Here is a 12,095-nt window from a genome sequence, read left to right on the forward strand (position 1 = left end):
CCGAACCCCCGCCTGGGACCCACCCCGGGCGGGGGTTCGTCATCTCCTGCACGAAAGGCCTTCGCCATGGCGTTCCGCGCCTTCCACAAGCACATCCACGGCTGACCGCCTGGTGCCTCTGGTCCGTCCCGCCCGTCCTGCGGGACGGATCGGGGGGACCACCCGGTCCGCCATACAAGCGGCCCCGGCCTACGCCTTGCCAAGCCCGGCCGGGGCCACCTCTCCCTATGCCGAAGGAGAACTTCCAGTATGACCAACCCCAACCTGGTTCAGAGCCTGCGCAACTGGGCCGACGGATTCGCCGCCGACCGAGCGGCCGTCGAACTGCTCATCGCACACGAGTCCTGGCTGGCCCGCCGGGACTTCCTCGACCGGTGCGTGGACATCGTCCCGTCCGAGGAGCTGTCCGACCCCACCCGGCCCGTCGCCATCATCGACTGGGAGGAAACGGTTCGGGCCCTGGCCGACGCGCTGCCCGCTTCCTCCTCCGAGGTTGCCGTGCTGCGCATCGCCGCCTCCCTCGGAACGGGTGAGCCGGTGGACCTGCGGGACACGCTCGTGGGCTTGGACGCGACCAATACCGCCGCCGTCGCCACCGCCATGGTCACCGCCGCTCAGGCCAGCGACCGGGTGACAGTCACCCTGGCACCCCGCCAGCTCCCCGACTGGCTCATCGACCAGTCCTGAACCCACCGCCTGCGAGGGCGACCGGGGCCGGAGCGTCACGAGGTGACGGACCGGCCCCTTCCCCTTTGTGCAGGCCAGGGACACCGCCGTGATGGACCTGAGCGAAAAAGAAGGGGTCGGGACGTCACAACCTTGGCGTTTCGCCCCCTTCTCCATGACAGCACCCGCCTGTGAGGAGAGAGATGACTGCGTTCACTCCACTCGACTACGCCCTGGCCGCCGCGCGCCGCGGCTGGCCCGTCTTCCCGCTCACCCCGAACTCCAAGAAGCCCCCGCTGGTGCGGGCCTGGGAGAAGGCCGCGACCACCGATCCCGACCGGATCCGGTCCTGGTGGCGGGAGTGTCCCCGGGCGAACTACGGCATCGCCACCGGCCCCGCCCGCCTGGTCGTGGTCGACCTGGACGTACCCAAGCCCGACCAGACCCCGCCGCCCGAGTGGGCGCTGCCCGGGGTCACCGACGGCGCCGACGTCCTGGCCGTGCTCGCCGAACGCGCCGGACAGGCCCTGCCCACGGACACCTTCACCGTGCGCACCCGCCGGGGCGGAACGCACCTGTACTTCACCCACCCCGCCGGGCCCCGGCTGGGCAACACCTCCGGAAGCCTGGGCTGGCTGATTGACACCCGCGCCCACGGCGGGTACGTGGTCGGCCCCGGCTGCCCGGTCACAGCCGCAGACGGCACGGGCCGCTACGAGGTCACCGACCGCGAGGACCCGGCCGACCTGCCGGAATGGATAGGGAGCCTGCTGCGCAGGCCCGTTTCCCCGGATCGGCCCGCCGCCGCGCCGGTTCTGTCTCCGGGGCCCGCGAGCGACGTGTTCGCCGACGTGGCCCGCGACGACCGCCGCCGGGTCGCCTACGTCAAGGCGGCGGTGACCGGAGAGCTAGCCAGGGTTCGCGACGCCCCGCCCGGCACCCGCAACGAAAGCCTTTACATCGCCGCTGCCTCGCTGGGCCAGCTCGCCCGCGAAGGCCTGCTGGAGACCGCCTGGATCCAGGACGCGCTGCGAGGCGCCGCCCTGGACGCCAACGCCGCAGGCGAGCCCAACCCCGTCCGGGAGATCGACGCCACGATCCGCTCCGGCCTGGCCAAGGGCCTGCGCGAGGCCCGCCGCACCAACCGCAACCGACGACCGCCCCGGAGGGCCGCCTAGATGAACTCCAGCGACGACAAAGACAAGAAGCCGAGCCAGGCCACCCTGCTGATCGAACTGGCTGACCGGCACGTCGACGTCGTGGCCGGAGACGACGGCCGTACCTACGCGGTCCGCCGCGGCGGCCCCCGGGTCGCCTTCCCGCTCCTGCGCAAGGACGGGCTGCGGGTGCAACTGGCCCGCCAGTACTACGCAGAGCACCACTCGGTGCCCTCCCAGTCCGCGCTGACCGACGCCATCTCCGTCCTGGAAGGACGCGCCATGGACCAACAACCCCAACCCATCCACCTGCGGTTGGCCACCCACCGCACCGACACCGCGGAACAGGTCGTCATCGACCTGGGCACCCCGGACGGGCGGTGCGTGGTCGCCGGCCCCGGCGGCTGGCACGTCGCCGAACACAGCCCGGTGCTGTTCCGGCGCACCAAGCTGACCAGCCCCATGTCCGAGCCCGGCCCGGCCGGGCACACCGACCAGGGCCTGGCCGCGCTGCGGGACCTGCTCAACGTGGACGAGCCCTCGTTCCGGCTCATCGTCGGGTGGATGGTGGCCGGGATGATGCCCGACCTGCCCCACCCGATCCTGGGCGGCAAGGGCGAGCAGGGCACCGGCAAGTCCACCGCGCTGGAGATGCTGATCAACCTGCTCGACCCCAGCCCGGCGGCGCTGCGCTCCCTGCCCCGCGACATCAAGACCTGGGCCACCGTGGCCAGTGCCTCCTGGGCGGTGTGCCTGGACAACGTCTCCACGATCCCGATGTGGCTCTCCGACACCCTGTGCAAGGCCGTCACCGGCGACGGCCTGGTCGACCGGGCCCTGTACTCCGACGACGACGTGTCGGTGCTCAGCTTCCGGCGGCTGATCGCGCTCACCTCGATCGACACCGGCGCCCTGGCCTCGGACCTGTCCGAGCGGATGCTGACGGTGGAGTTCCTGCCCATCAAGAAGGAGCAGCGCCGCGCCCACAGCGAGGTCGCCGCCGCCTACCACCGCGACGCGCCCGCCATCCGGGCCGCACTGCTCGACCTGCTGTGCAAGGTGCTGGCCGAACTGCCCACCACGCACCTGGCCGAGCTGCCCCGCATGGCCGACTTCGCGCGCATCCTCGGAGCCCTGGACACGGTCACGGGGTGGAACACCCTGGACACCTACCTGACCGCCTCACAGGTCACCACCGCCGACCTGCTGGACGCCAAGCCGTTCACCAGCGCGGTGGCCGACTTCGTCGACCAGCAGCAGGAGTGGACCGGCTCCATCAGCCAGCTCCTGGCCCTCATCGACGCGCCGGACCCGCGGCCGCGCTCGTGGCCGGTGGACGCCACCCGCGCCTCCGGCCAGCTCAAGCGCGATGCTCCGGTGCTGCGCAGCATCGGCATCACAGTGGCCGAGGCCGGGCGCTCGCAGGACCGGCACCGCCGCCAGCTCTACACCTTCACCGCCCACAGCCTGGAGAGCCCAGATCCACAGCCTCCGCAGCAGGCTCCGCACGCCAGTCCTGCCCCGGCCACCCCGGTGACCAGGCAGGACGCCCCTTTTTTTGACCAGCGAGTCACATCCGACCCGTCGGACGCGCAGGCTCCGGCTTCCGCAGCCTCCGCACCAGACTCCGCGCATCACCGCAGGTCACAGAAGGTCGCGGAGGCTACGGAGCCTGCGGAGGCTGGCTTCCCCGCACTCTCTGAAAAGACGCCCGGCGAACCGGTGGAGAGCGGCCGGTGCACCTCCTGCGGGTCCACGTTCCGCCGTTTCGAGGCCACCACGCACCCGACGGTGTGCACGATCTGCGCACACCGCCACCGCACCTGACCGCGCTCACAAGAAGCGGCCCCGGCTCGTACCGCCAAGCACCCGCCGGGGCCGCACCCAACCCGAAGGAAAGGCACTCCCAGCATGACCGACCACCGCAAGCCGCGCCTGGAGTTGGCCAGGGTCCGCGTGATCGGACCGCCGGAGGCCGTGGCCCGGGTCGTGGACGCCATTACCACCGCGCTGGCCTCCGCCGACCCCTCTGGGCGCTACCCGAGCCGCCACAACCCCGGCCACGTCCGCGTCTACCTGGAGGTATCACCCGAATGAGCACTAAGGCCCTCCGCATCCCGGCGCAGCGCTCCCGGAACTGGCTCACCGTGGACGAGTTCTGCGAGGAGCTGGGCATCGCCCGGTCCACCTTCAACGACTGGCGGGCCAAGGGGCGGGCACCCAAGTGCGCCAAGCTGCCCAACGGCCAGCTCCGCATCCGCCGGTCGACCTTCGAGCAGTACATGGCCGCGTTGGAGGACGCCTCCTGATGGACTCCACCACCTACGACGTTCGGATCTGGAAGAAGATCGAGGTCTACAGGGGCAAGCGGAAGACCACGCACACCGTGCGCTGGCGGGTCGGGGAGAACGGGTTCCGTGAACCGCACAGCACCGCCGCCATGGCCGACTCCTTCCGATCCGAGCTGGTGGCCGCCACCAACCGTGGTGAGGCGTTCAGCCTCACCACGGGGCGGCCCGCCTCCTGGAAGGACCCGGCGGAGGCGGACAAGATCTCAGAGGTCTCCTGGTTCTCCTTCGTGTGCGACTACGTGGACGCCCACTGGGGCGTCTCCGCGAGTCACCGCCTCGACCGGGGCAAGTACCTGGCCAAGGCCACGGTCGCCCTGGTGAACGACCAAGCAACCGACCGCCCCTCCGATGACCTGCTGCGAACGGCCATGCGGAACTGGGCTCTCAACAAGGTGCACCGGGACGGGGAGCGCCCGCCGGAGATCGAGCAGGCGCTGACATGGCTGAAAGATCACACTCTGCCCGTACAGCGGCTGAGCGACCCGGCCGTGGCCCGGAGGGCGCTGACCGAGGTGACCAGCAAGCTGCCCGAGAACGGCGGCGGAAGCCTCGGGGCCAAGTCGGCGGTGAAGGGCAAGCGGATCCTGTCGCATTGCCTGGATTACGCTGTGGAGCGCCGTCATCTGGAGGCGAATCCGGTGAGCTTCCACCGCAATCCCGCGGGTGCGATCAAATGGACGCCGCCGAAGGTCAACAACGTCGTCGACGAGCGGTCGGTGCCCAGCCCCGCGCTCGCCCGGAAGCTGCTGGACGCGTTGGCCGCGGAGAACCGCAGCGGTGAGCTTCTGAGGCCCTTCTTCGCGGTGATGTACTTCGCCGCGCTGCGGCCCGAGGAAGCCGTGAATCTGCTCTGGTCCGACGTGAAGCTGCCCGTTTTTACCCGGGATCAGAAAACGGGTGGGTGGGTCGCTCCCGAGGACGCCTGGGGTGAGATCACGGTGCGGGAGGTCGCCCCTGACGTAGGCCGCCGGTGGACGGACAGCGGCTGTCAGCGGGACACCAGGCCGCCCAAGGGGCGGGCGGAGGGCGAGACCCGGCCGGTCCCCTGCCTGCCGCTGCTGAGCCGCATCCTGTGGGAGCACGGCCAGCGGGAGGAGAGGGGGCCGAACGGTCTGGTGTTCTTCGGCGAGCGGGGTCGGCAGCTGGCCACCAGCACCTACTCCAAGGCCTGGCGCAGGGCCCGGCAGGCGGCCCTCAGCAGGGACCAGCTCGACACTCCCCTGGCCCGGCGCCCCTACGACCTGCGCAGCGCCTGCGTCTCCACATGGTTGAACGAGGGAATCGACCCTCCCCAGGTGGCGAAATGGGCCGGACACAGCGTCGATGTCCTGCTTCGTGTTTATGCGCGCTGTTTGGAGGGCCGGGAACAGGAGGCGCGCCGCCGGGCCGCGGCCGGGTTCGAGGGCTTCTGAAACTTCAACGTGTATTCAGCGTGGGCAACCGGACCAGACCGTAGAAGCCCGTAGCCAACCGTAGGGAAAGCGATAGCGCCTCCTGCCTGTATGCACAGGTGGGAGGCGCTTTTTTCGTGTTCGGAGAGGGTAGGCCGGGCAGGACTCGAACCCGCGACCCAGGGATTATGAGTCCCCTGCTCTAACCAACTGAGCTACCGGCCCGCCGTGATCGGCAAACGCCATCCTAACAGGGTGGGTCCGACGTTTCCCCGCCCTAAATCCGTTACCGGACAGGGTCTCCCGACCGCCTGCCCGGGACGGCGCGAAGACACGTACCGCGCACCTGGGTCACAGCACGCGTGAGCGCGCGGTCTAGGGTGGTGAGGTGCGGCGCGCGCCTGGACGGCCCCCAGCGCCCGGTACAGAAGCCGCGTCGAACCCGTTGTGAGCATCGCGGGTCGCGAAACGTCGTCAGGGAGAGTTCACGTCATGTCCAAAGCACCCGTCAACGTCACCGTCACCGGCGCCGCCGGCCAGATCGGCTACGCGCTGCTGTTCCGGATCGCCTCCGGCCAGCTGCTCGGCGCCGACACCCCGGTGAAGCTGCGCCTGCTGGAGATCCCGCAGGCCGTCAAGGCCGCTGAGGGCACGGCGATGGAGCTGGACGACTGCGCCTTCCCGCTGCTCCAGGGCATCGACATCTTCGACGACGCCACCCAGGCCTTCCAGGGCGCCAACGTCGCCCTGCTGGTCGGCGCCCGCCCGCGCGGCAAGGGCATGGAGCGCGGCGACCTGCTGGAGGCCAACGGCGGCATCTTCAAGCCCCAGGGCGAGGCGATCAACGCCGGTGCGGCCGACGACATCCGCGTGCTGGTGGTGGGCAACCCCGCCAACACCAACGCCCTCATCGCGCAGAGCCACGCCCCGGACGTCCCGGCCGAGCGCTTCACCGCGATGACCCGCCTGGACCACAACCGCGCGCTCACCCAGCTCGCCAAGAAGCTCGACGTGTCGATCAACGACATCAAGAAGCTCACGATCTGGGGCAACCACTCCGCCACCCAGTACCCGGACGTGTTCAACGCCGAGGTCAACGGCGCCAACGCGGCCAAGGCCGTCGGCGACCAGGCCTGGCTGGAGAACGACTTCATCCCGACCGTCGCCAAGCGCGGCGCCGCGATCATCGAGGCCCGTGGCGCCTCCTCGGCGGCCTCCGCCGCCAACGCCGCCATCGACCACGTCCACGACTGGGTCAACGGCACCCCCGAGGGCGACTGGACCTCCGCGGCCATCCCCTCCGACGGCTCCTACGGCGTGCCCGAGGGCATCATCTCCTCCTTCCCGGTCGTCTCGCGCGGCGGCAGGTGGGAGATCGTGCAGGGCCTGGAGATCGACGACTTCTCCCGCGCCCGCATCGACGCCTCCGTCAAGGAGCTGGTCGAGGAGCGCGACACCGTCAAGCAGCTCGGCCTGGTCTGAGCACCGCGACGCGCACCGGGACACCGGTGACGTGACGGGCGCACCCCGCGCGGGGTGCGCCCGTCGTCGTCGCGGGCCCCAGGCCCCGCGTGCGGCGGCCACCGTCCCCAAGGGGGCCGGGAAGCAGGCAGTATAGAGACCGTGAGTCTCATCGATGTGCTTCCGGCCGAACCAGAACCCGACTCCCTCTTCGAGGCGTTCGCTTTGTGGGCCGAGGAGCGGGGCCTCACCCTCTACCCGCACCAGGAGGAGGCCCTCATCGAGGTCGTCTCCGGGTCCAACGTCATCCTCAACACCCCCACCGGCTCGGGCAAGAGCATGGTGGCGACCGGCGCGCTCTTCGCCGCGCTGGCCCGCGACGAGTGCGCGTTCTACACCGCGCCCATCAAGGCGCTGGTGTCGGAGAAGTTCTTCGACCTGTGCAAGATCTTCGGCACCGACAACGTCGGCATGATGACCGGCGACGCCAGCGTCAACGCCGACGCGCCCATCGTGTGCTGCACGGCGGAGGTACTGGCACAGATCGCCCTGGCCGAGGGCGCGAACGCCGACATCAACACGGTCGTCATGGACGAGTTCCACTTCTACGCCGAGCCCGACCGCGGGTGGGCGTGGCAGGTGCCGCTGCTGGAGATGCCGCAGGCGCAGTTCCTGCTGATGTCGGCCACCCTGGGCGACGTCAGCCGCTTCGAGGAGGACCTGGAGAAGCGCACCGGGCGCTCCACCGCGGTGGTGGCCTCGGCCGAGCGCCCAGTCCCCCTCTACTACGACTACCGGGTCACCCCCCTGCACGAGACGCTGGAGGAACTGCTCGGCAGCGGCAACGCCCCCGTGTACATCGTGCACTTCACCCAGGCGCAGGCGGTCGAGCGCGCGCAGTCTCTGACCAGCATCAACATGTGCACCAAGGAGGAGAAGGCGGCGATCGCCGCGGAGATCGGCAACTTCCGGTTCACCACCAAGTTCGGTCGCAACCTGTCCCGCTACGTGCGGCACGGCATCGGCGTGCACCACGCGGGCATGCTGCCCAAGTACCGGCGCCTGGTCGAACGCCTGGCGCAGTCGGGGCTGCTCAAGGTGATCTGCGGCACCGACACCCTGGGTGTGGGCGTGAACGTGCCCATCCGGACGGTGCTGTTCACCGCGCTGAGCAAGTACGACGGGGTGCGCGTGCGCCGCCTGCGCGCCCGCGAGTTCCACCAGATCGCCGGGCGCGCGGGCCGCGCCGGGTTCGACACCGTGGGCAACGTGGTGGCCCAGGCGCCCGAGCACGTCATCGAGAACGAGAAGGCGCTGGCCAAGGTCGGCGACGACGCCAAGAAGCGGCGCAAGGTGGTGCGCAAGAAGGCCCCGGAGGGTTTCGTCTCCTGGGACGAGGCCACCTTCACCAAGCTCATCGAGTCCGACCCCGAGCCCCTGACCTCGCGGTTCAGGGTCAGCAACGCCATGCTGCTGAGCGTGATCGCCCGCCCGGGCGACTGCTTCCCCGCCATGAAGCACCTGCTCACCGAGAACCACGACGACCGCCCCAGGCAGCGCCGCCACATCAGCGAGGCCATCGCCATCTACCGGTCGCTGCTGGACGGCGGAATCGTGGAGGCGCTCCCCGAGCCCGACGCGCAGGGGCGCACCGCGCGGCTGACCGTGGACCTCCAGGCCGACTTCGCGCTCAACCAGCCGCTGTCCACGTTCGCGCTGGCCGCGCTGGACCTTCTGGACGAGGAGTCGCCCACGTACCCGCTGGACGTACTCAGCGTGGTGGAGTCCACCCTGGACGACCCGCGGCAGATCCTGGGCGCCCAGCTCAACAAGGCGCGCGGCGAGGCCGTCCAGCAGATGAAGATGGACGGCATCGAGTACGACGAGCGCATGGAGCGGCTGGAGGAGGTCGACTACCCCAAGCCGCTGGAGGAGCTGCTCGGCCACGCCTACGAGGTGTACCGGCGCGGTCACCCGTGGGTGGGCGACCACCCGCTCCGGCCCAAGACGGTGGCCCGGGACATGTACGAGCGGGCGATGACCTTCACCGAGTACGTGGGCTTCTACGAGCTGGCCCGCTCGGAGGGACTCGTGCTGCGCTACCTGGCCAGCGCGTACAAGGCGCTCAACCAGACGGTGCCCGACGACGCCAAGACCGAGGAGCTGCGCGACCTCATCGAGTGGCTGGGCGAGCTGGTCCGCCAGGTGGACTCCAGCCTGCTGGACGAGTGGGAGCAGCTGACCAACCCCGAGGCGGAGGTTCCGGAGGACGCGGCCGCCGCCGAGGAGAAGGTGCGGCCCGTCACCACCAACGAGCGGGCCTTCCGGGTGCTGGTGCGCAACGAGATGTTCCGCCGCGTGGAGCTGGCCGCCCTGCGCCGCCACGACGAACTCGGGCGGCTGGACGAGGACGGGGAGTGGGACGCCGAGGCCTGGGAGGAGGCCCTGGACGCCTACTTCGAGGAGCACGACGCGATCGGGACCGGTCCGGACGCGCGCGGCCCGGCGATGCTGCTCATCGAGAAGGAGCCGGAGCTGTGGCGGGTCCGCCAGGTCTTCGCCGACCCGGCGGGCGACCACGACTGGGGCATCAGCGCCGAGGTGGACCTGGCCGCGTCCGACGCCGAGGGGCGCGCGGTGGTGCACGTGGCGGACGTGGACCGGCTGTAGGGGGCGGTAGCGTCACCGGCCGCGGCAGCGGACGGTGGACGGTTCACGGGTGCGACCGGTCGGCAGGTATGGCCTGCTGACGGGTGCGACCGGTTGAAGGGTGTGACCGGCCACCGCGGTGAACGCGGTCGGCCGCGGGCACCGCTGGGCGCGCGGACACCGCTGGCCGAGCGGGAGCGGCCGTTTCCGGGCACGCTCATGCCGTCCGGGGGGGTGGGCCCCTGTATCAAGCAGACACCCGCGGCCATGGGCGACGCCACCCCCGGTTCCGGCCTGTGGACAACCCGGGTCGGGCCGCCTCCGGCGGGTAGAAAGGACGACACGGGGTCCGGCGCCGCCGGACCCGCTCCCCTACCCGCCGACCCCTCCCGTTCCAGCGGTCGTGCGGACCTTCACACACAGGAGGTTCGACCATGCCCCTTCCCCTGATCGCCTGGGCCGTCGCCGCGGGAGGCGCCGCGGCCGCCGCCTACGTCGCCCGCCGGATGTCCAGGGACGAGGAGTTCGCCGGAAGGGTTCGCGAGGTCGCCGGCTCCTTGAGCAGGTCGGTGTCGGCCAGCGACGTACTCGACGAACTCCTGGAGATGGAGGAGCCCGTCGCCATGCGCCACCTCGACGCCAGGGCGCCCCGGATGAGCGCCCAGCAGTGGGACGATTTCTCCGGGGCGGTGCACGCCCGCGTCACCAACCCCTACGAGGACGAGGAGACCAAGGCCCGGACGCGCCGCCTGTACTCCTACGCGGGCAACCTCAGATGACGCGGCCGCCGTCCACCGGGCTCCCGCTCAGCCCAGCAGGTGGGCGTTGACCTCACGCACTCCAGCGGCCAGGTCGGGCCGCTCCACGACCGTCCGGCCCGCCGCGCGCAGGCGCTCGGCGCCGTCGCAGTCCACGAACACGGAGGGCTCGCGCCAGGCGAACACCACGCGCGCGACGGGCGTGGCCAGGATCAGCGCCGAGCAGGACAGCGGCCGGGAGGCACGGGAGCTGCACGGTTCCAGGGACGAGTACAGGGTGGCTCCGGCCAGCCGGGGGTCGTAGGCGTCCACCTCCCGCAGGGCCGCCTCCTCGGCGTGGTCGTGCGGGTCGTCACGGCGCGAGTAGCCCTCGCCCAGGACGGTGCCGTCGGCGGCGACCACGGCGCAGCCCACCGAGAACGCCGTGTCCGAGGGCGGACAGGAGCGGGACAGCTCGACGGTACGGCGCAGCCACCGGGCGTCGGGCTCCCCCTCGGCGGGGGGCGGACCGGCGCTCACGCCCGCTCCCCCGTGTCCAGCCGGTAGCGCAGGACCGCCACGTCGCCCAGCGCCCTGGCCTCAACAAGCCGCATCGGCGCGTCGGGGGTCTGAGGGAAGGTCCCGGGTACGACGAAGCGCGGGGCGTCCTCCTGTCCCACCAGGAAGGGGGCCACCGCCAACCGGAGCTCGTCGACCAGCCCCGAGGTGAGGAAGAGGGTGTGGATGTGCCCGCCGCCCTCGACCAGCAGGCGGACGACGCCCCGGGCGGCCAGGTCGGCCAGCACGGCCTTGGCCGTGGGCGGGTTCCCGGCGTCCACGACCTCGGCGGGCGGGTCGGCGGCGGGGCGGTCGGCCAGCGCGATCCGGGCGGTGTCCACGCCCGCGCCGCCGGTGTAGACGACGGCTCCCGCGTCCCCGGTGGAGAAGAAGCGGGCCGCGGGATCGAACTTCCCGCTGCGGGTGACCAGGGCCTTGAGCAGGTGCTCGGTGCGCCCGCCCTCCCGGCGGCGTTCGCGCAGCAGCGGGGAGCGCACCAGCAGTCTGGGGTTGTCGGCGCGCAGGGTGCCCGCGCCGACGAGGATGGCGTCGCACTCCGCCCGTAGTTCGTCGACCTCGGCGAAGTCGGCCTCGTTGGACAGGCGCAGCCGCTCGGGCCCGGCGTCGTCGATGCGTCCGTCGACCGACATGGCGCAGCTGAGGATGGTGTACGGGCGGTCCATGGCACCAGGCTAGGCCACGGCGCGGGGCCTGGCGGTCCGCGCCCGGAGAGTGTCCGCGTACAGGGGTGCCCGCGTAAGGAGAGCCGTCCGTGCCCGGGGACGCCCGCGTCCGAGGGGTGCCCGCGTCCGCGAGAGCCCGTGACGGGAGGGTTCAGCGGCTGGAAGGGGCGGCGTCCGAGCGGTGTGCCGGCGTTTTCGGACCGCCGCGCCGCCGTTCACCGGTTGCGCCGCATTCCTGGGCGCGCCAAGGAATTTCCGCAGGTGGCGACTACGTGCGCGGAATTTCCCTCCGATATGAGCGGGGAGCGCTTTTCGCCGTTCCCGCACGGGGAAGGAGCCCGCGGCTCTGCTCCGGGGCGGGGCACAACCACCCTTACCCGCACGTCTCCACCGCCACACACACGCGCGCTCGCGGAACCCCGGAAGCCCGTAGTCACGGGCT

General features: G+C 71.2%; 11 protein-coding genes and 1 tRNA gene. 9 read left to right on the forward strand and 3 right to left on the reverse strand.

The window, feature by feature from the left end; all coding sequences use genetic code 11:
- The first annotated feature begins 249 nt into the window (after positions 1 to 249).
- The 6 genes from KGD83_RS21835 (at position 250) to KGD83_RS21860 (ending at position 5,586) form a co-directional block, all read left to right on the forward strand.
- A complete protein-coding gene (locus tag KGD83_RS21835; protein WP_212640938.1) occupies positions 250 to 687 on the forward strand; it encodes a hypothetical protein in 438 nt (145 codons plus the stop codon).
- Between the two features lie 182 nt (positions 688 to 869).
- Positions 870 to 1,844: a bifunctional DNA primase/polymerase gene (locus KGD83_RS21840; RefSeq protein ID WP_212640939.1), complete on the forward strand. Its 975-nt coding sequence runs from the start codon at positions 870 to 872 to the stop codon at positions 1,842 to 1,844.
- Positions 1,845 to 3,650 (forward strand): ATP-binding protein, encoded by a 1,806-nt coding sequence (locus tag KGD83_RS21845; protein WP_212640940.1) that lies wholly within the window; start codon positions 1,845 to 1,847, stop codon positions 3,648 to 3,650.
- Between the two features lie 84 nt (positions 3,651 to 3,734).
- A complete protein-coding gene (locus tag KGD83_RS21850) occupies positions 3,735 to 3,920 on the forward strand; it encodes a hypothetical protein (protein ID WP_212640941.1) in 186 nt (61 codons plus the stop codon).
- Entirely contained in the window at positions 3,917 to 4,132 is a 216-nt protein-coding gene (locus KGD83_RS21855) for a helix-turn-helix transcriptional regulator (protein ID WP_212640942.1), read from the forward strand. The genes KGD83_RS21850 and KGD83_RS21855 overlap by 4 nt, the downstream gene beginning before the upstream one ends.
- Entirely contained in the window at positions 4,132 to 5,586 is a 1,455-nt protein-coding gene (locus KGD83_RS21860; protein ID WP_212640943.1) for a tyrosine-type recombinase/integrase, read from the forward strand. Before KGD83_RS21855 ends, KGD83_RS21860 begins: the two co-directional genes overlap by 1 nt.
- A 130-nt stretch (positions 5,587 to 5,716) precedes the next feature.
- On the opposite strand, the gene KGD83_RS21865 is transcribed toward KGD83_RS21860, so the two are convergent.
- Positions 5,717 to 5,790, reverse strand: a tRNA-Ile gene (locus KGD83_RS21865).
- A gap of 267 nt (positions 5,791 to 6,057) precedes the next feature.
- On the opposite strand from KGD83_RS21865, the gene KGD83_RS21870 reads away from it, so the two are divergent.
- From KGD83_RS21870 to KGD83_RS21880, 3 genes are all read left to right on the forward strand, one after another.
- A complete protein-coding gene (locus tag KGD83_RS21870; protein WP_212640944.1) occupies positions 6,058 to 7,047 on the forward strand; it encodes a malate dehydrogenase in 990 nt (329 codons plus the stop codon).
- A 156-nt stretch (positions 7,048 to 7,203) separates the two neighbouring features.
- Entirely contained in the window at positions 7,204 to 9,696 is a 2,493-nt protein-coding gene (locus tag KGD83_RS21875; RefSeq protein WP_212644550.1) for a DEAD/DEAH box helicase, read from the forward strand.
- Positions 9,697 to 10,109: 413 nt separating this feature from the next.
- Complete coding sequence (locus KGD83_RS21880; RefSeq protein ID WP_212640945.1) at positions 10,110 to 10,454, forward strand: hypothetical protein; 345 nt, start codon at positions 10,110 to 10,112, stop codon at positions 10,452 to 10,454.
- Positions 10,455 to 10,481: 27 nt separating this feature from the next.
- On the opposite strand, the gene KGD83_RS21885 is transcribed toward KGD83_RS21880, so the two are convergent.
- Together KGD83_RS21885 and KGD83_RS21890 are read right to left on the reverse strand one after the other, a co-directional pair.
- Positions 10,482 to 10,952, reverse strand: a complete 471-nt coding sequence (locus KGD83_RS21885) for a cytidine/deoxycytidylate deaminase family protein (protein ID WP_212640946.1) — start codon at positions 10,950 to 10,952, stop codon at positions 10,482 to 10,484.
- Complete coding sequence (locus KGD83_RS21890; RefSeq protein ID WP_212640947.1) at positions 10,949 to 11,653, reverse strand: RibD family protein; 705 nt, start codon at positions 11,651 to 11,653, stop codon at positions 10,949 to 10,951. The genes KGD83_RS21885 and KGD83_RS21890 overlap by 4 nt, the downstream gene beginning before the upstream one ends.
- Positions 11,654 to 12,095: the final 442 nt, after the last annotated feature.

This window comes from Nocardiopsis akebiae (assembly GCF_018316795.1).
Classification (GTDB): Bacteria; Actinomycetota; Actinomycetes; order Streptosporangiales; family Streptosporangiaceae; genus Nocardiopsis; species Nocardiopsis dassonvillei.